Genomic DNA, 17,659 nt, shown 5'->3' on the forward strand with positions numbered 1-17,659 from the left:
GCTAGCGAAGGCTCATGTCGGATGCGCGGGCGAACGGGCACTACGATGTCGTCGTGGTGGGCGGCGGCCATGCCGGGGCGGAAGCCGCGGCTGCGGCTGCGCGTGTCGGCGCCAGGACGGCGCTGATCACCCAGCAGATTGCGACCGTCGGCGCTATGTCGTGCAACCCGGCGATCGGTGGGCTCGGCAAGGGCCATCTTGTGCGTGAGATCGATGCGCTCGACGGGATCATGGCGCGCTGCGCCGACCAGGGTGGCATCCAGTTCCGCATGCTCAACCGGCGCAAGGGTTCGGCAGTACGGGGGCCACGGGCCCAGGCCGACCGCAAGCTCTATCGTGAGGCGGTGCAGGCTGCGCTGGCCGTTCCGGACAATCTCACCCTGATCGAGGGTGAGGCGTTCGATCTGGATATCAAGGCAGGCGCCATTGCCGGCGTTGTACTCGCGGACGGTCGTCGATTCGCCTGCGGAACGGTCGTGCTCACCACCGGCACGTTCCTGCGTGGCCTGATCCATATCGGCGAACAGAAGATCCCGGCCGGCCGGGTCGGCGAAGCGCCCTCGCTCGGTCTCTCCGCCACGCTGGAACGTCACAACTTTCCGCTCGGAAGGCTTAAAACTGGGACGCCGCCGCGGCTGGACGGTCGTACGATCGACTGGTCCGGCCTGGAGATGCAGCCGGGCGACGATCCGCCGGAACCGTTCTCGGCGATGACCGAGGCGATCACCACGCCGCAGATCAGCTGCGGCGTGACGCGGACGACGTTGGCGACGCATGATCTGATCCGCGCCAACCTGCACCGGGCTCCGATGTTCTCCGGGCAGATCGAAGGGCGCGGGCCGCGTTATTGCCCGTCGATCGAGGACAAGGTCGGCCGCTTCGGCGATCGTGACGGCCACCAGATTTTCCTCGAGCCCGAGGGTCTTGACGATCCGACGGTCTATCCGAACGGAATCTCAACCTCGCTGCCGGAGGATGTGCAGCTCGGACTGTTGAAGACAATCCCGGGCCTGGAGCAGGCGGTGATGCTGCGGCCGGGCTATGCGATTGAGTACGATTATGTCGATCCGCGTGCGTTGAAGCCGACACTCGAGACGCGGGCGGTCGCTGGCCTCTTCCTCGCCGGGCAGATCAATGGCACCACCGGCTACGAGGAAGCAGCGGCGCAGGGGCTGCTTGCTGGCCTCAACGCGGCACGCCGCGCCGGCGGCAGCGAGCCGGTTGGCCTGGATCGCACGCAATCCTATATCGGCGTGATGGTCGATGATCTGGTGACACGTGGCGTTACGGAGCCGTACCGGATGTTCACCTCCCGCGCCGAGTTCCGGCTGTCGTTGCGCGTGGACAACGCCGACGAGCGCCTGACGCCGCTTGGGATCGCGTATGGCCTCGTCAGTACGGTCCGTCGTGAGCGCTATGAGGACCGCCAGTTGGAGATCGTTAAGCTTACCGAAGTGTTGCGTGAGCGGGTCTTGTCGCCCACGGAGGCCGCTGCGGCGGGGCTGGAGCTGAACCGGGACGGAGTCAGGCGTTCGGCCTTCCAGATTCTGTCCTATCCGACGGCTGATTTCGAGGTGCTGATCCGAATCTGGCCCGATCTTGAGGCATTCTCCGAAACGGTACGGGCTCGCGTTGCGGCCGATGCGACCTATGCGGTCTATCTCGACCGGCAGGCGGCGGAGATCGATTCCTATCAGCGTGATCTGGCCCTTGCGCTACCGAGCGATCTCGACCTCGACGGGATATCCGGCTTGTCGAACGAATTGCGGCTCAAGCTGAAAGCTGCCTGGCCGGGCAATTTGGCGCAAGCGGGCCGAATTGAGGGCATGACCCCAGCGGCTTTAACCTTGCTGGCGGCGCATGCGCGCAGGCACAAAGCCGGGCGCACGTCGCGCGTCGAGGCATGACCCTGTGAGTTCTGTTGATAAGGGGGATAACGAGGACAGGCGCCGCGCTTTTCGCTTGACGCCTGTTTCACGTGAAACAGAGGAGCGCCTTGCCATTCTGGTCGGCGAGCTTCGGCGCTGGCAGCAAGCGAAGAACCTGGTCTCGGGTACGACGCTGGACAAGGTCTGGACCCGGCATATTGCTGACTCGCTGCAATTACTGGAGCGCGCGCCGCAAGCTCGACGCTGGCTCGATCTAGGCTCGGGCGGCGGTTTTCCAGGTCTGGTGCTCGGCATCAGGCTGGCGGAGCTGGGCGGTCATATCGACCTGGTCGAGAGCAATGCCCGCAAATGCGCCTTCCTGCGCCACGTCGCGCGGCTGACAGGCGCGCCGGTAACCGTGCATGCGGCTCGCATCGAGGACGTTGTCGATGGCTTTGTCGGCAAGGTCGATGCTGTGACGGCGCGGGCGCTGGCGCCGTTGCCGCTCCTGCTCGACTGGTGCAAAGAGCTGTTGAGAACCGGGGTGACGGGAGTCTTTCCAAAGGGACAACATCTAGATGCGGAATTGACCGCTGCGGCTAAATATTGGAAGATTCAAGCCACAACGTTTCCATCCTTGACGGATTCGGCGGCTGCTATCCTGGTGATCAGCGGCGCCGAGAAACGGGCGGATTGATGACCGAACCTCTCTCTATTTCCGTTCCGGCGCGACCGCGCGTTCTGGCGCTCGCCAATCAGAAAGGCGGGGTCGGCAAGACCACGACCGCGATCAATCTCGGTACGGCACTCGCTGCGATCGGCGAGAAGGTGCTGATCATCGATCTTGACCCGCAGGGCAATGCCTCGACGGGGCTCGGCGTCGATCGCAAGAGCCGGAAGGCTTCGACCTACGACGTGCTCTGTGGCGACATCGGGCTCGGCATGGCGATGCAGGCCACGGCTGTTCCCAATCTGTTCCTGGCGCCGTCGACGCTCGACCTGCTTGGCGTCGAGCTGGAGATCGCTAGCGCCAAGGACAGGGCGACGCGACTAAAGAAGTCGATCGATGAACTCGTCGACGACCAGCGCTGCAGCGACCTGACCTATATCCTGATCGACTGCCCGCCCTCGCTCAGCTTGATCACCATCAACGCCATGACCGCGGCGGATGCGGTGCTGGTGCCGCTGCAATGCGAGTTCTTCGCGCTGGAAGGTCTCAGTCAGCTGCTCAAGACGGTCGAGCAGGTCCGCGCCGGCCTCAACCCCCGCCTGATCATCCAGGGCGTGGTGCTGACCATGTACGATCCGCGCAACAACCTTTCCGGCCAGGTCATGGCCGATGTCCGCGATTTTCTCGGCGACAAGGTCTACGAGACGGTGATTCCGCGCAATGTGCGGATCTCGGAGGCGCCGTCTTATGGCAAGCCGGCGCTGCTCTATGACCTACGCTGTGCGGGTTCGCAGGCCTATCTGAAGCTGGCCTCGGAGGTGATCAGGCGCGAGCGCAGCTTGCGCGCCGCGGCCTGAAGCGGGTGAAGGGTTCAAGAGGAATGGCAATGGTCGAGGAACAGGGACGTTCGCGTCTTGGCCGTGGTCTCGCCGCTTTGATCGGCGATGTCGGCGATGAGATCGGTGCACTCGAGCGGGCCCGCGGGCAGCGCAAGGTTCCGGTCGAGTTCCTGCGTCCGAATGCGCGCAATCCACGCAAGACCTTCAACGACGCGGAGCTGGAGGATTTGGCCGCCTCGGTGCGCGAGCGCGGCATCTTGCAGCCAATTATCGTGCGCGCGATCCCGGGCATGATCGACGCCTACGAGATCATCGCCGGCGAACGGCGCTGGCGGGCCGCGCAGCGCGCTGAGTTGCATGATGTGCCGGTGATCCTGGTCGAGGCCAATGATCGCGAGGCCCTCGAAATCGCCATCGTCGAGAACGTCCAGCGCGCTGATCTCAATGCGATGGAAGAGGCGGCCGGTTATGAGCGGTTGATCGCCGAATTCGACTATACCCAGAACGACCTCGCCAAGGTGATCGGCAAGAGCCGCTCGCATGTGGCGAACACGTTGCGCCTGAGCAAATTGCCTGAGCCGGTCAAGCAAATGGTCAGCGAAGGGTCGGTCTCGGCCGGCCATGCCCGCGCGTTGCTCGCTGTTTCGGATCCGGAACAGGTCGCGAAACGCATTGTCGAACAAAGCCTTACCGTCCGCGACATCGAGCGGCTCGGCCAGGACGAGGCGCGCAGCGAGAACAAGCCGGTGCGAGCCGCGGCTCCGAAACCGGAGAAAGATCCGGATACCCGCGCGGTCGAGAAAGCGCTGGAAGAGGCGCTCGGCCTCGGAGTCTCGATCCAGCACCGCGCGACCGGTGGCGGCGAGATGCGGATCAGTTACAAAACGCTGGAGCAGCTCGACGCACTCTGCCGGCGCCTGAAAGCTTGATCAGCGCCCCTTGCCGGACATTCGGCTGAGCGTCCAGAGCGCGCGGGCGGCAATGGGCTTCGCCATGTCGCCGTCACGGCGCACGGCCAGTATCGCCGTTCCGAGGATTGTCACGGCGTCACGCAGCCTCGTCGCCGGCCAGGCGCTGAGCGCGGCTTCCGCAGTTGCAATGCGCGGGTAGGGCAGCCGCATGGCACCGATCGCTTCGCGCGTCGGCTTACCGCTTTCTATGGCGAGCTTCGCCTTCAGGAGCGCAAGCGCATGGCGCAGAACTGCGCCGAGCAGCACACCCTGATCCAGCCCTTCGCTGCTGAGCTTGGCGAGCGCGAGATCGAGGCTCGGCAGGCGGCCAGCGAAGACAGCATCGACCACGCCGGCTTGCTCGCGCTGAGCGGTATCGCCGACGACGGCTTCGACATGGGCAGCCGTCAAGGCCGGGTCATTGCCAGCATAGAGGATCAGCTTGTCGATCTCCTGACGGGAGGTCTGGCGGTCGCCGCCGAGCAGGCCGGTCAGAAGGTCTCGGGTGCTTCGGTCGATGCTCTTGCCGGCCGCCCGAGCCATCTCGTCGACAATCGTGCCGAGATCGCGCGCCGCATCGCCATAGCAAGGCACGGCGAGCGCGGATTTCGCGCGCTCACAGGCCATCCGCAGCGGATTGCTCTTCTGCAGGTCACCGGCCTCGACGATCACGATCGCGTCCTGCGACGGCGTCGCCAGCAACGGTTCGACCGCGGACACGAGCGGACGCGAGGTCGGCGAGACGCGGATCGCGCGGCATCCGCCGAACAGCCCGATGGTATTGGCCTCGTCGACCAGCTTCAGAGGATCGGAGGCGATGTCGTCGCCATCCATGCGGATCAGCTGGAAGGCGTCGTGAGGGTCGTCGACGCTACTACGAGCCAAGGCGGCGGCCCGCTCGGAAATCAGTCCAGCATCGGGGCCATAGAAGAGGAACAGGCGCCAAGCCGGGTCCGGGCGCGCGAGCGCGCGATCGGCCTCATGCGCCTTGACCATCGCCATGGAAAGCTGCCTCAGCCGCTGACGAGCGAAGCGGCGACGCGAGCCTTGATCAGCTGAGCCAGGTTCTTCGCAGCGCGGACCTGAGCGTCGCGCGCGGCACGCAGCGAGGCAAAACGCTGCTGCGAGCGCTCATAGGGTGCCCGGACGACGCTCTGGCCTGAAGCCACCACCTCGTTCGAACCGGCGCGGACCAGTTGCCAGTCGGCCGTGGCGACCAGAACAGCGGAATCGGCGCGGCCATTGGCGTAGTCGACCGTGATGACCTCGAGCGTTTCGCTTGTGGTCGCGGTAAGCTTCAGGATCTTCTGCCGGTCTGGCTCGCCGCCGCCGTCGAACTCGAAGACGAGCTCGTTGCGCAGGTAGTGGCCGACCAAGCCCTTGATCTCAGGTACCTCGATGCCGAGCATGGCATTGCGGACATTGCCGCCGACCCTGCTGACCGTGCCCTCGCCATAAAGCGGCTGGAAGCAGCCGCCAGCAAGCGCAGCAAAGGCGAGCACGGCTACGAGCGCCAGCGGACGATGGCGCGTCATGGCTCCGGTCTCAGACGACGACATTTACGATCCTCCCCGGCACCACGATCACCTTGCGGATCGGCCGGTTCTCGAGAGCCCTGGCGACAGCCTCGGAGGCGCGCACGATCGCCTCGACTGCCACCGTATCGGCATCGGCGGGCACCGTCACCTCTGCCCGCTTCTTGCCGTTGACCTGTACTGGCAGGATCTTGCTGTCATCCTGTAACAAATCCGTTTCTGCCTTGGGCCAGGCGGCTTCGCCGGCGAGGCCGGGGAGCCCGAGAGCCTGCCAGCATTCCTCGGCCAGATGCGGCATCATCGGCGCGACAAGCTGCGTGGCGATCATGGCGGATTCATGCAGCGAGAAGGCGATATCGGCGGGGATATCGGCCGACTCGGCTGCAGCGTCGAGGGCTTTGCCGATCGCGTTGGTCAGCGTGTAGATATGCGCGACGCAACGGTTGAAACCGAGCCGCTCGATATCGGCGCCGACGGCATGAAGAGCGCGATGGCTCGCCTTGCGCAAGGCGAGCGCGGGCTCCGAGAAACTCGCCGGCAGGGCGGGCTTGCTGCCGACGCGCTCGCCGATCTCGGCGACGAGGCGCCAGAGCCGCTGCACGAAGCGGGCAGCGCCCTGGACACCCTCGTCGCTCCAGATCACGTCGCGATCGGGCGGCGAATCCGACAGCATGAACCAGCGGGCGGTGTCGGCACCGTAGGAGGCGATGATGTCGTCGGGATCGACGACATTCTTCTTCGACTTCGACATCTTCTCGATCGGGCCGATCTCGATCGGAACCCCGGTCTCAACGTCGAAGCCGCGGCGCTCATTGCCGGTCGCTTCGATCCGGACATTGCCGGGCTCGATCCAGGAGCCGTCCTCAGCCCGATAGGTCTCGTGGACGACCATGCCTTGCGTGAACATGCCGTCGAAAGGTTCGTCCAGGCCGGCATGGCCGGTCGCCTTCATCGCCCGGGTGAAGAAGCGCGAATAGAGCAGATGCAGGATCGCATGCTCGACGCCGCCGATATACTGGTCGATCGGCAGGAAACGGTCGACGGCCTTGCGGTCGGTCGGGCTGTCAGTCCGCCAGGGATCGGTGAAGCGGGCAAAATACCAGGACGAATCGACGAAGGTGTCCATGGTGTCGGTCTCGCGCCGCGCCGGCTTGCCGCATTGCGGGCAGGCGACATGCTTCCAGCTCGGATGATGGTCGAGCGGGTTGCCAGGCTTGTCGAAGGAGACGTCGTCGGGGAGCTTGACCGGCAGATCCTGCTCCGGCACCGGCACGACGCCGCAGCTCTCGCAGTGGATGATCGGGATCGGACAGCCCCAGTAGCGCTGGCGCGAAATGCCCCAATCGCGCAGACGGAAATTGACCTTGCGCTGGGCGACAGAGCGGTTGCCGAGGGTTTCGGCCTCCAGACGTCTGGCGACATCTTCTTTCGCTTCCGGAATGGTCATGCCATCGAGGAAGCGCGAATTGATCATCCGGCCATCGTCGACATAGGCGGTATCGGTGATGATGAAGCTCGCCGGATCCACGCCTTCAGGGCAGACCACCGGGGTGTTTCCGAGCTCGTACTTGTTGACGAAGTCGAGGTCACGCTGGTCGTGCGCGGGGCAGCCGAAGATCGCGCCGGTGCCATATTCCATCAACACGAAGTTCGCGACATAGACCGGCAAAGTCCATGACGGATCAAAGGGATGGGCGGCGCGAAGGCCGGTGTCGAAGCCCTGCTTCTCGGCCTTGTCGATATTCTCCTGGGCCGTGCCGGTCTTCTTGCATTCCGCAATGAAGTCCTGCAGCGCCAGGTTCGTTTCGGCGGCGGCTTTGGCCAAAGGATGGTCAGGCGCGACCGCGATGAACTTCGCGCCGAACAGCGTGTCGGGGCGTGTCGTATAGACCTCGACCTCGTCCTGCTTCAGCGAATTCGATTCGAGTACGAAACGAACCAGCAGCCCTTCCGAGCGGCCGATCCAGTTCTTCTGCATCAGCCGGACCTTGTCCGGCCAGCGGCTCAGCCCGTCGAGCGCGTCATTCAGCTCCTGGCCGAAAGCGGTGATCTTGAAGAACCATTGCGTCAGCTCGCGAATCTCGACCGGTGCGCCCGAGCGCCAGCCGCGGCCGTCGATGACCTGCTCGTTGGCGAGTACGGTCTCGTCGACCGGATCCCAGTTGACCTTGGCGGTCTTGCGGTCGACCAGCCCGGCTTTCAGGAAATCGAGAAAGAGCTTCTGCTGGTGCTGGTAATAGCTGGCATCGCAGGTGGCGAGCTCACGGCTCCAGTCGAGCGACAGGCCCATAGACTGCAGCTGACCGCGCATGGTCGCGATATTGGCATAGGTCCAGTCGCGCGGATGGACCTTGTTGGCCTTGGCGGCGTTCTCAGCCGGCAGTCCGAAGGCGTCCCAGCCCATCGGGTGCAGCACAGCAAAGCCCTTGGCGCGCTTGTAGCGCGCCACCACGTCGCCCATGGCATAGTTGCGGACATGGCCCATATGGATGCGCCCCGACGGATAGGGGAACATTTCGAGCACGTAATAGCTCGGCCGCGGGTCGTCATTGCGGGTCTCGAAGAGCTTGCGCTCATCCCAGACCTTGCGCCATTTCGGTTCGGCTTCCTTCGGATTGTAGCGTTCGACGGCCATGCTGATCGTGTCGTTCTTGCGTGATCGGAGTTGCGCGGACTAGGACACGAAGCAACGCGCCCGGTCAACGTTCAGAACGGCTTGGGCGCCGTGCGTGGCGGACGAAAGGCGATGGCGATGCAGGATGTTGCGGCAAGGCTGCAGGAGACGCGGGCGGCGATCGCCCGCGCCGCGCGCGATTTCGGCCGCGAGCCCGAGGCAGTGACGCTTGTCGCGGTCTCCAAGACCAAGCCAGCGGAGGTGATCGTGCCGCCGCTGGAAGCCGGGCAGATCGATTTCGGTGAGAATTACGTGCAGGAGGCCACGGCCAAGTGGCCGGCGCTGCGTGAGCGCTTCCCGCAGGCCAGGCTGCACATGATCGGGCCGTTGCAGTCGAACAAGGCGCGCGAGGCTGTCGCGCTCTTCGATGTGATCCACTCGCTCGACCGCGAAAGCCTTGCCAAGGAGCTTGCCCGCGAGATCGAGCGCGCCGGCAAGGCGCCGCAGCTGATCGTGCAGGTCAACACCGGCGCCGAGCCGCAAAAGGGCGGCGTGCTGCCCGGCGAGGTCGACGCTTTCCTCGAGCTGTGCCGGAGCCGCTACGGGCTGATGATCGCGGGGCTGATGTGCATTCCCCCGGCCGAGGATCAGCCTTCGCCGCATTTCGCTCTGCTCGCCAAGATCGCCAAGCGCAACGATCTGGCGATTCTGTCGATGGGTATGAGCGCCGACTACGAGGCAGCGATCCAGCTCGGCTCCACCCATGTCAGGGTGGGCAGCGCGATTTTTGGCGCGCGCGGCTGACAGATGTCGGTCGCCTAGATTGGCTGGCCGACGTCGATGCGATTGCCGTCGGGATCCTCGAAGACGAAAGCGCGCAAGCCGTAATCCTGGTCGCGCAAACCCTTAACGATGCGTAGCCCGTGACCGCGGCAGAGCTCATGAAAGGCGTCGACATCATCGACCATGATATGGGCAATGTTGAAGGGCGCGGCCTTGTGGTCCTGCTGCAGGGTCAGGTGAATCTCGGCCCTGCCCTTCTTGAGTATCATGAAGCCGACCGGCTGGCCGTTCTCGAAGGTCTTGGTGAAGCCGAGCACGCCGACATAGAAGGCGCAGGCGCGCTCCATATCCTTGACGGGGAACATCGCGGCGACGCGGCCGAAGCCGATCCCGGTCGGGATTGAATCAGTCATGGCACAGTCTCTTGCTGGGAGCTGGCTTTCCTGAGCGGGACGGTGCCCGCGCAGTCCAGCGCTCCTGAAAATCGATCGGCGAGACGGTGCTCGAAACTAGTATCCTCGGTCCGCGCCAGCTTGCAAGCGGCTAGCGCACCACGATGGCGCAGCGCCGCGCCAGCCGCGGCAGAATCTTGCCGAAGATGTCGCCGGTCACGGCGACGCAGCCGGCAGTCGGCGTGAAGCCCGATCGGGCGAGATGCCAGAAAATTGCGCTGCCGCGGCCGCGCTGGACGGGCGCATCGTTCCAGCCGAGCTCGACGATGACGTCGTAGAGGTTGTCGGCGCGGGCGAGCCGCTCCTCGGCCTCGCCGGGTGGGCGGTCGATCAGGCGATTGTAGCGCCGGTCGTTCTGATCGTCGCACCAGGCGTCGCGCGGCGTGATTGCGCGGACCGGCAAGAGGCTCGATGGCCGTGGCAGCCTGTCGGCGCGGTAGAAGACCCGGCGTAGCGGCAGCTTGGCCCGCGGCGTGCCGCCATCGCCTTCGCGCTTGGTGACGACGATGCCGGAGCGGCCGAGGGCGCAGGGAAAGGCCGCGGAACCGGCGATCAGGAAGCCCTGGCGGCGATCGCGCACCGAGCGCACCACCACGAGCCGGGTCAGCCGCCCGCCGGCTGCGGCGCCATCATCACGTTTCTTCACAGGACATCCATCTTGCGTGATCTGCCGTCTGTTTAGCGCCATCCAGCGCGCTTTCGGTTTGACCGGCGCCAGCCGGACCGTCAGAATCTGCGCTGAACTCAATATGTTGGAGCATGAGCCCGCCCGTAAAGGTGGCTCCCACTTCTCCCGAACATGCTCTAATGTCGCGCCAACGCAAACGGGCTGAATCGCTCCATGTCGGCTACCCACCATATCCTGCTGGTCGATGACGACCAGACGCTGCGCGATGCGCTCGCCGAGCAGCTCGCGCTCTACGACGAATTCAAGGTATCGTCGGCGCCGACCGCGACGGCGAGCCTCAAGGCTGTCCAGGCCGAGCGTATCGACCTCGTGGTCATGGATGTCGGCCTGCCCGACATGGATGGCCGCGAGGCGGTGAAGCTGATGCGCAAGAACGGCTTCAAGGGGCCGGTGGTGATGCTGACCGGGCAGAGCTCGGACGCCGACACCGTGCTCGGGCTCGAGGCCGGCGCCAATGATTATGTGGTGAAGCCGTTCAAGTTCGCCGTGCTGCTGGCGCGTATCCGCGCGCATCTTCGGCAGTACGAGGCGAGCGAGGACGCGATCTTCCAGGTCGGCCCCTACACCTTCCATCCGGGGTCCAAGCTCCTGGTCAGCGCCAAGGGTTCGAAAACCAAGCTCACCGAGAAGGAAACGGCGATCCTGCGCTTCCTCTACCGCGCCGGCCGCAAGCCGATCGCGCGCGAGACCTTGCTGCAGGAGGTCTGGGGTTATAATTCGCAGGTCACGACGCACACGCTCGAGACCCATATCTACCGCCTGCGCCAGAAGATCGAGCCGGATCCCGCCAATGCACGGCTGCTCGTCACCGATGCCGGTGGCTACCGGCTGAACCCTTAAGCGCCGGATGTCGCTCAACGACGACATCACCCTGCTGGCCCGTCAGCCGCTGCTGGGCCTGATGGATCGCGATGCGCTGCGCCTCGTCGCCTTCGCCGCCGAGACCCGGACCCTGCGCGCCGGCGACGTGCTGTTCCGGCGCGGCGAAGGCTCGGACGGGGCTTTTCTCGTCGTATCCGGGACGGTGGCGCTGAAGCGCGAGGATGACGGCCGGCCGGCAGACGAGGTTGTCGGGCCGGGTACGCTGATCGGCGAGCTCGCACTGTTCACGGCGCTGGAGCGTCCGGTGACGGCGATCGCACGCGAGCCGACCCAGGTGATGCGCCTGGCGCGCAGCGTGATGCGCCGCGTCCTCGGCGAATCACCCGATTCTGCGCAGGCGATCGCCGCTGCAGTCGCTGAGCGCCTGCATGATTTCAACAGCGAGCTTGCCTCGGTCGGGGCGGCACTCAGGGCGATCGACCTGCGCTGACGGCGATCAGAGTTCCAGCTGGACCGTCACCGGAACGTGATCAGAGGGGCGCTCCCAGCCGCGGGCCTCGCTCAGGAAGGAGAGGTCGCGCAGCGTCGGCTTCAGTCCGTCCGAAAGCCAGATATGGTCGAGACGGCGGCCGCGATTCGAGGCCTGCCAGTCGGCGGCGCGATAGCTCCACCAGCTGTAGAGTTTTTCGGGCTCGGGCCTGAGCGTGCGGGCGGCATCGGTCCAGCCGAGCTCGCTGCGCAGCTTCTCCAGCGCCGAGGTCTCGATCGGGGTGTGGCTGACGACGTCGAGCAGCTGCTTGTGACTCCAGACATCGTGCTCGTAGGGCGCGATATTGAGATCGCCGACCAGGATGCTCGGCCGCCCGGCCGGATTGCGGGCGATGCCCCAGGCGCCGATGGCATCGAGGAATTGCAGCTTGTGGGCGAATTTCGGATTGGCCTCGGGATCGGCGATGTCGCCGCCGGCCGGGATGTAGAAATTATGGATGGCGATGCCGGCAGCCGCGCCGGCGCCCTGATCGAGCACGATGGTCATATGTCGGGCGTCGTTGCGCTCGCACATCGCCATCGCTTCGGTCTCGGAGAAGGGCAGCTTCGAGACGATGGCGACGCCGTTGTAGCCCTTGTTGCCGATGAAGGCCTGGTGGACATAACCGACCTCGGTGAAGGCCTTCGCCGGGAACTGCTCGTCCGGCGTCTTGGTCTCCTGCAGGCAGAGGACATCGGGCTGGTGGGCCTTCAGGAAGTCGGTGACCATCCCGATGCGCAGGCGCACCGAATTGATGTTCCAGGTGGTGACGCTGAGCTGCACGCGGGGAAATCCGGCGGAAAGGGAAGCCGGAAACTGGGTCGTCAGCCTCCGAAAAGCAAGCGCTGCTGCGCCGCTCAGAGCACCCGCTCGTAGTTGATCACGAAGTTCTTCTGGTCTGGCCGGCGCTGGGTGTCGAGATTGTAGACCGAGACCGAAGTCTCGTAGCCCTGCGGGTCGATCACCACCCATTGCCGCAGCGCGTTGGCGGCAAGGTCGAAGTTCAGGGTGATCTTCGAGGTGCCGCCCAGGGTCGAGCGGTCCTCGAGCTTGAGCGAGAGGATGTCGCCCTTGGTGCTGACGCCGGTGACGATGCTGTCCTTCTCAAGATTCATCTGCTCTTTGAGCAGGAACTTCAGCGGGGTCTGGCCGATCGAGTAGAGATCCTGGGTGGCGAGCTTGCGATCGCGGATCGCCACCGAAGTCCCGTCGGCGATGACCTCCATCGTCACGGGCGGCCGGTATTCGAAGCGCATCTTGCCCGGGCGCTGGATATAGAGCTTGCCCTCGAAGCGGCGGCCGTCGGCGGCGAACTGGATGAAGTCGCCCTGCAGTGTCGAGAAGCCGTTGAAATAGGCGTTCAATCGCTCGACGGCCTCAGCCTTCGACAGGGGAGCGCTAGGCCTCAACGGCTTGGCAGCCGGCGTTGCGCGCGGCTCGTTGTTCGCGGTGACGACAGGCTCCTGCGCGGGGGGCGGTGCCGATGTCGTCCGGGCGGGCTGTGCAGCAGCCTCGGCGCGTGGCAGGCCGAGGCCCGGCGGTCGGACCGGCGGCAGGGGAAGTGCGCGCTGAGCCGGGCGGGCGGCGACAGCGGGCTGGCCGCTGGGCTTGATGTCGAGCGGCTGGGCGAAGACCTGGCCCGAGGCCAGCGCGAGCGCCAGGGCGGCGGCTGCGAAGGCTGACATGGGCGAGAGACTGGTCATGGAGCTCGGATGTCCGGTTGGCAGCGTTCTGGCGAAATATCGTGCCGCCAAGGCTGGCAGGCAAGGGTTCAACGCTTCAGTAGGCGGCGAGGTTGCACCGGGCTGATGGCATTTTCAGGACCGGTTTCGCGTCACTTGGCCGCGCCCGCCCCTCAGTCCTCGTCTTCGCGTGCTCTTCCGGCTTCGACGAGGATCTCGCGTTTACCGGCGTGGTTGGCCGGGCCGACGATGCCCTCGTTCTCCATCCGCTCCATGATCGAGGCGGCGCGGTTGTAGCCGATCTGCAGGCGGCGCTGGATATAGGAGGTCGAGGCCTTCTTGTCGCGCAGCACGACCGCCACCGCCTGCTCATAGGGGTCGTCGCTCTCGGCGCCCATCGCGCTCTTGTCGAAGACCGCGCCGTCCTCGTCCTCAGCCGTTCCGGCCTCGTCCTCGGCGGTGACCGCGTCGAGATAGTCCGGCCGCCCTTGCGTCTTCAGATGCGCCACGACCTTTTCGACCTCGGCGTCCGAGACGAACGGCCCGTGCACGCGGGTGATCCGCCCGCCGCCGGCCATGTAGAGCATGTCGCCCTGGCCGAGCAGCTGCTCGGCGCCCATCTCGCCGAGGATCGTGCGGCTGTCGATCTTCGAGGTGACCTGGAAGGAGATCCGCGTCGGGAAGTTCGCCTTGATCGTGCCGGTGATCACGTCGACGGAAGGGCGCTGGGTGGCGAGCACGACATGGATGCCGGCCGCGCGCGCCATCTGGGCCAGGCGCTGGATCGTGCCCTCGATCTCCTTGCCGGCGACCATCATCAGGTCGGCCATCTCGTCGACGATCACGACGATGTAGGGCAGAGGCGACAGGTCCATCGCCTCCTCCTCGTAGATCGCCTCGCCCGAATGCTTGTCGAAGCCGGTCTGGACCGTGCGGGTGATGACCTCGCCCGCCGCGAGCGCCTCGCCGACCCGGACATTGAAGCCGTCGATGTTGCGCACACCGAGCTTCGACATCTTCTTGTAGCGCTCCTCCATCTCGCGCACCGCCCATTTCAGCGCGACGACCGCCTTCTTCGGGTCGGTGACGACCGGGGTGAGCAGATGCGGGATGCCGTCATAGACCGAGAGCTCGAGCATCTTGGGATCGACCATGATCAGCCGGCACTCTTCCGGCTTCAGCCGGTAGAGAATCGACAGGATCATGGTGTTGATCGCGACCGATTTGCCCGAGCCGGTGGTGCCGGCGACGAGCAGATGCGGCATGCGGGCAAGATCGGCGATCACCGGCTCGCCGCCGATGGTCTTGCCGAGGCAGAGCGCCAGCTTGTGCTTGGTGCCCTCGAAATCCTGGCTGGCGAGCAACTCGCGCAGGAAGACGGTCTCGCGCTTGGCGTTGGGCAGTTCGATGCCGATCGCGTTCTTGCCCTGCACCACCGCGACACGCGCCGAGATCGCGCTCATCGACCGCGCGATGTCGTCCGCAAGCGAGATCACACGCGAGCTCTTCGTCCCAGGCGCAGGCTCAAGCTCGTACAGCGTCACAACAGGGCCGGGGCGGACCTGGCTGATCTCGCCGCGCACGCCGAAATCCTCGAGCACCCCTTCGAGCAAGGTGGCATTCTGTTCCAGCGCGTCGGTGGAGACGGTGCTCGCCGGCAATTTCTTTGGCTCGGCCAGATAGGTCAGCGGAGGCAATTCGAAGCCGTCGCGCTCGAGCAGCGAGGGTTGGGCCTCGCGCGTCAGACGCTTGCCCGGCTTGGGGGCGCGCGCGGGCTGCGTGACGCGCGGCGCATTGAGGTCGCGCAGATCCTGCGCCTCGAATGGCTCGTCATCATCGTCATAGGCCGGGCGGGCACTCGTTCCCGGTCTGATAGCTGCTGCGCGCGCAAGTTCCGGGACGACGACAGGTGACCTGTAAGGCTCTGGTTCGCCGGCGAAGTTGGGCTCGCGGCGGACCCGGCCGGTCTGCACCGGTGCCGGCACCGAGCCGGCGCTCGCCGAGGCCGGCTGTGGCGGCCGCGGCAGACGGCGCATGATCGCGGCCTTCAGCGCCATGGCGCCATGGGCAAGCCAGCCGATCAGGATCACCGACAGGCCCGGCTCGTCGTCGCGGCGGTCGTCCGAATCGGCCCAGGCCGGATCATCGTCGTTGTCGAGATCGGGATCGGCGTCCGTGACGAGGCCGAAGCCGGCAGCGGCCGTGACCGAGAGGATGGCGATGCCGGCGAAGACGAAGGCGACGAGGCCGCCGAGCGCGGTGCCGGAGAGCCCGACGATATTGCGGGTGCCATGCAGCAGCGCGTCGCCGATCACGCCGCCCATGCCGGTCGGCAGCGGCCAGCGCGGCGTCGCCGGCAGGGCGCTCGCCACCGCGGCGGTCGAGACGATGCCGATGACCCAGAGCACGAGCTTGAGCGCGCTGCGATCAAAGAGATGGAAGCGGATCAGCCTGAGCGACCAGAGCAGCGGCGGCAGCAGCAACGCGACTACGCCGAGGCCGAGCAACTGCATGGCGAGGTCGGCAATCATCGCGCCGGGACGGCCGAGCAGGTTGCGCACGGTGCCGCGCGTGGCGTTGTTGAGGCTGGGATCGTCCACCGACCAGGTGGCGAGGGCGACCGCGACGGCGACCATCAGCGCGAGCATCGCCATGCCGCCGATCTCGGCGGCGCGGCGCGACAGGAACTCCCGCACCGGATCGGGCAGGCGGTCGATCAGCGATGAGGAGCGTCGGATCGTGCGCATCGGGCCGTAGTCTGCGGGCGTGAGGAAGGCGGCTGAGACCGCCCCATCGAACCGGCAGGTTAGGAAGGTCCGGTTAAGGCGCGCTTAACCTTGCGCTGCCGACGCGTGCTGTCGCGAGGTTGGGGAACGATGGCGCGAGCAAAGCATTCTTCGACAAGCGATAGCGAGGAGGGCGAGATGGCCGACGGCGATGACAGAATTGCGCGGATTGCCCGGATCTGGCGCGGCCGGACCGTGCCGGAGAAGGCCGATGCCTATGCGGATTACCTGCTTGAGGTCGGCGTCAGGCCGCTGGCCAAAAAGGCGCTCGGTGCGCAGATGTTCCGCGAGGCTCGGAAGACCGAGAGCGAGTTCGTGACGATCTCGTATTGGGAGAGCGTCGAGGCGATGTCGCGCTTCGCCGGGCCCGATCCGCGCCGGATCCATCATCTCGAACGCGATGCCGAATTCCTGATCGAATTGCCGGAGGGCGTGCAGGTGCTCGAGATCGTGCTCGACCGCACTGCAGACAAAGAGTGAGCCACATCCTCCGTTCGAGCGGCTCTCCCAGCATCGCGGTTGGCCTATTGTCGTGCTGTCGGAGCCCACTTTCCCGACCTGTCACGAGGAGAGTTCGATGGCCTCAAGCTTCACCATCCACGATGCGGCCGGCTACGAGCAACTCATGGGCCGCTGGAGCAAAAAGCTCGCGTCCCTGTTCATCGACTTTGCCGGGGTTGCCGATGGCGAGCGCGTTCTCGATGTCGGTTGCGGCACCGGCAGCCTAACCTTCACGCTGGCCGAATCCGCGAAGCCCGCCGAAATCGCCGCGATCGACTTTTCCCCCGTCTTCGTCGCGGAAGCGACTCGGCGCAACAGCGACCGGCGCATCAGCATTCGGCAGGCCGATGCCTGCGCCCTGCCGTTCGAGAATGGCTTGTTCGACCGGGCCATGGCGCTGCTCGTGCTCCATTTCGTGCCCGAGACCGGCAAGGCAATTGCCGAGATGGTCCGCGTCGTGCGCCCGGGCGGCGTGGTCGCAGCGGCGGTGTGGGATCATTATGGCGGCATGCCGGGCATGCGCATGATGGTCGATACAGTTTCGGTGCTGAGCGAAGGCGGGCGTCAGATGCGCGCCCGCTACTGCTTCCAGCCGATGACGCAACCGGGCGAAATGAGGCGCGCCTTTGTCGAGCAGGGGCTCGCGGACGTCGAAGAGACCGAGCTGATGATACGCATGGACTACTGGAACTTCGACGATTTCTGGGCGCCGATTGCTGCGGGCGAAGGGCCACTCGGCAAATATGTGGCTACGCTCGATACCGCAGAACGCGCGCGCGTCGATGCGGCCGTGCGCGACGCCTACGAGGCCGGCCGGCCCGACGGTCCGCGGTCTTTCGCGAATGTCGCCTGGGCATGCCGGGGCACCGTTCACTGAGCCGGCGGCGGGCTTTCCCGCGGTAATGAAAAGCCCGGCGGTTTCCCGCCGGGGCGATGTTTC

Annotated in this window: 17 protein-coding genes; 9 read left to right on the forward strand and 8 right to left on the reverse strand. The window is 65.6% G+C overall.

All coding sequences use genetic code 11. The features are described from left to right. Positions 1 to 14: 14 nt before the first annotated feature. The 4 genes from mnmG to ACSQ24_RS27205 are packed head-to-tail and all read left to right on the forward strand — an operon-like array spanning position 15 to position 4,306. Positions 15 to 1,907, forward strand: a complete 1,893-nt coding sequence (gene mnmG / locus ACSQ24_RS27190) for a tRNA uridine-5-carboxymethylaminomethyl(34) synthesis enzyme MnmG (protein WP_436097714.1) — start codon at positions 15 to 17, stop codon at positions 1,905 to 1,907. Beyond that, positions 1,861 to 2,565, forward strand: a complete 705-nt coding sequence (rsmG, locus tag ACSQ24_RS27195; RefSeq protein WP_436097715.1) for a 16S rRNA (guanine(527)-N(7))-methyltransferase RsmG — start codon at positions 1,861 to 1,863, stop codon at positions 2,563 to 2,565. Before mnmG ends, rsmG begins: the two co-directional genes overlap by 47 nt. Next, complete coding sequence (locus ACSQ24_RS27200) at positions 2,565 to 3,395, forward strand: ParA family protein (protein WP_436097716.1); 831 nt, start codon at positions 2,565 to 2,567, stop codon at positions 3,393 to 3,395. Before rsmG ends, ACSQ24_RS27200 begins: the two co-directional genes overlap by 1 nt. 29 nt (positions 3,396 to 3,424) lie before the next feature. Next, positions 3,425 to 4,306 (forward strand): ParB/RepB/Spo0J family partition protein, encoded by an 882-nt coding sequence (locus ACSQ24_RS27205; RefSeq protein WP_436097717.1) that lies wholly within the window; start codon positions 3,425 to 3,427, stop codon positions 4,304 to 4,306. Here the strand turns inward: ACSQ24_RS27205 and holA are convergent, their stop codons facing one another. From holA to leuS, 3 genes are read right to left on the reverse strand one after another with little or no spacing between them, the layout of a single operon-like run. Further along, a complete protein-coding gene (gene holA, locus ACSQ24_RS27210) occupies positions 4,307 to 5,329 on the reverse strand; it encodes a DNA polymerase III subunit delta (protein WP_436097718.1) in 1,023 nt (340 codons plus the stop codon). 11 nt (positions 5,330 to 5,340) lie between these two features. After that, entirely contained in the window at positions 5,341 to 5,862 is a 522-nt protein-coding gene (gene lptE, locus ACSQ24_RS27215; protein WP_436097719.1) for an LPS assembly lipoprotein LptE, read from the reverse strand. 10 nt (positions 5,863 to 5,872) lie between these two features. Continuing rightward, positions 5,873 to 8,497, reverse strand: coding sequence for a leucine--tRNA ligase (gene leuS, locus ACSQ24_RS27220; protein WP_436097720.1), 2,625 nt, complete (start codon positions 8,495 to 8,497; stop codon positions 5,873 to 5,875). Between the two features lie 111 nt (positions 8,498 to 8,608). Here leuS and ACSQ24_RS27225 point away from each other — a divergent pair, with 111 nt between their 5' ends. Continuing rightward, positions 8,609 to 9,280, forward strand: coding sequence for a YggS family pyridoxal phosphate-dependent enzyme (locus ACSQ24_RS27225; protein WP_436097721.1), 672 nt, complete (start codon positions 8,609 to 8,611; stop codon positions 9,278 to 9,280). A gap of 14 nt (positions 9,281 to 9,294) precedes the next feature. Here the strand turns inward: ACSQ24_RS27225 and ACSQ24_RS27230 are convergent, their stop codons facing one another. Both ACSQ24_RS27230 and ACSQ24_RS27235 read right to left on the reverse strand, forming a co-directional pair. Beyond that, the gene (locus ACSQ24_RS27230) at positions 9,295 to 9,672 is read right to left on the reverse strand and encodes a VOC family protein (RefSeq protein ID WP_436097722.1); all 378 of its coding nucleotides are present in this window, start codon (positions 9,670 to 9,672) and stop codon (positions 9,295 to 9,297) included. 130 nt (positions 9,673 to 9,802) lie between these two features. After that, positions 9,803 to 10,357 (reverse strand): L,D-transpeptidase family protein, encoded by a 555-nt coding sequence (locus ACSQ24_RS27235; protein ID WP_436097723.1) that lies wholly within the window; start codon positions 10,355 to 10,357, stop codon positions 9,803 to 9,805. Between the two features lie 195 nt (positions 10,358 to 10,552). Here ACSQ24_RS27235 and ACSQ24_RS27240 point away from each other — a divergent pair, with 195 nt between their 5' ends. Both ACSQ24_RS27240 and ACSQ24_RS27245 read left to right on the forward strand, forming a co-directional pair. Next, complete coding sequence (locus tag ACSQ24_RS27240) at positions 10,553 to 11,239, forward strand: response regulator transcription factor (protein WP_436097724.1); 687 nt, start codon at positions 10,553 to 10,555, stop codon at positions 11,237 to 11,239. A gap of 7 nt (positions 11,240 to 11,246) precedes the next feature. After that, complete coding sequence (locus ACSQ24_RS27245) at positions 11,247 to 11,711, forward strand: cyclic nucleotide-binding domain-containing protein (protein ID WP_436097725.1); 465 nt, start codon at positions 11,247 to 11,249, stop codon at positions 11,709 to 11,711. A 6-nt stretch (positions 11,712 to 11,717) separates the two neighbouring features. Here ACSQ24_RS27245 and xth read toward each other — a convergent pair whose 3' ends face one another. The 3 genes from xth to ACSQ24_RS27260 form a co-directional block, all read right to left on the reverse strand. Continuing rightward, entirely contained in the window at positions 11,718 to 12,533 is an 816-nt protein-coding gene (gene xth / locus ACSQ24_RS27250; RefSeq protein ID WP_436097726.1) for an exodeoxyribonuclease III, read from the reverse strand. A 74-nt stretch (positions 12,534 to 12,607) separates the two neighbouring features. After that, a complete protein-coding gene (locus ACSQ24_RS27255) occupies positions 12,608 to 13,453 on the reverse strand; it encodes an outer-membrane lipoprotein carrier protein LolA (RefSeq protein ID WP_436097727.1) in 846 nt (281 codons plus the stop codon). 152 nt (positions 13,454 to 13,605) lie between these two features. Continuing rightward, positions 13,606 to 16,179 carry a DNA translocase FtsK 4TM domain-containing protein gene (locus tag ACSQ24_RS27260; RefSeq protein ID WP_436097728.1) on the reverse strand — a complete coding sequence of 858 codons (2,574 nt, stop codon included), beginning with the start codon at positions 16,177 to 16,179 and terminating at the stop codon, positions 13,606 to 13,608. Between the two features lie 177 nt (positions 16,180 to 16,356). On the opposite strand from ACSQ24_RS27260, the gene ACSQ24_RS27265 reads away from it, so the two are divergent. Then, positions 16,357 to 16,698, forward strand: coding sequence for an antibiotic biosynthesis monooxygenase family protein (locus tag ACSQ24_RS27265; protein WP_436097729.1), 342 nt, complete (start codon positions 16,357 to 16,359; stop codon positions 16,696 to 16,698). Positions 16,699 to 16,795: 97 nt separating this feature from the next. Then, positions 16,796 to 17,596: a class I SAM-dependent methyltransferase gene (locus tag ACSQ24_RS27270; protein WP_436097730.1), complete on the forward strand. Its 801-nt coding sequence runs from the start codon at positions 16,796 to 16,798 to the stop codon at positions 17,594 to 17,596. The last annotated feature ends 63 nt before the right edge of the window (positions 17,597 to 17,659 follow it).

Source organism: Allobosea sp. LjRoot237 (genome assembly GCF_964253285.1).
In the GTDB taxonomy this organism is placed as follows: domain Bacteria; phylum Pseudomonadota; class Alphaproteobacteria; order Rhizobiales; family Beijerinckiaceae; genus Allobosea.

Coding starts and splice junctions, on each gene's coding strand:
- ACSQ24_RS27260 (WP_436097728.1), bottom strand. CDS start 16,179: ATGCGCACGATCCGACGCTCCTCATCGCTGATCGACCGCCTGCCCGAT.
- holA (WP_436097718.1), bottom strand. CDS start 5,329: ATGGCGATGGTCAAGGCGCATGAGGCCGATCGCGCGCTCGCGCGCCCG.
- lptE (WP_436097719.1), bottom strand. CDS start 5,862: ATGACGCGCCATCGTCCGCTGGCGCTCGTAGCCGTGCTCGCCTTTGCT.
- ACSQ24_RS27240 (WP_436097724.1), top strand. CDS start 10,553: ATGTCGGCTACCCACCATATCCTGCTGGTCGATGACGACCAGACGCTG.
- ACSQ24_RS27270 (WP_436097730.1), top strand. CDS start 16,796: ATGGCCTCAAGCTTCACCATCCACGATGCGGCCGGCTACGAGCAACTC.
- ACSQ24_RS27200 (WP_436097716.1), top strand. CDS start 2,565: ATGACCGAACCTCTCTCTATTTCCGTTCCGGCGCGACCGCGCGTTCTG.
- rsmG (WP_436097715.1), top strand. CDS start 1,861: ATGCGCGCAGGCACAAAGCCGGGCGCACGTCGCGCGTCGAGGCATGAC.
- ACSQ24_RS27230 (WP_436097722.1), bottom strand. CDS start 9,672: ATGACTGATTCAATCCCGACCGGGATCGGCTTCGGCCGCGTCGCCGCG.
- ACSQ24_RS27255 (WP_436097727.1), bottom strand. CDS start 13,453: ATGACCAGTCTCTCGCCCATGTCAGCCTTCGCAGCCGCCGCCCTGGCG.
- ACSQ24_RS27265 (WP_436097729.1), top strand. CDS start 16,357: ATGGCCGACGGCGATGACAGAATTGCGCGGATTGCCCGGATCTGGCGC.
- leuS (WP_436097720.1), bottom strand. CDS start 8,497: ATGGCCGTCGAACGCTACAATCCGAAGGAAGCCGAACCGAAATGGCGC.
- mnmG (WP_436097714.1), top strand. CDS start 15: ATGTCGGATGCGCGGGCGAACGGGCACTACGATGTCGTCGTGGTGGGC.
- ACSQ24_RS27205 (WP_436097717.1), top strand. CDS start 3,425: ATGGTCGAGGAACAGGGACGTTCGCGTCTTGGCCGTGGTCTCGCCGCT.
- ACSQ24_RS27225 (WP_436097721.1), top strand. CDS start 8,609: ATGGCGATGCAGGATGTTGCGGCAAGGCTGCAGGAGACGCGGGCGGCG.
- ACSQ24_RS27245 (WP_436097725.1), top strand. CDS start 11,247: ATGTCGCTCAACGACGACATCACCCTGCTGGCCCGTCAGCCGCTGCTG.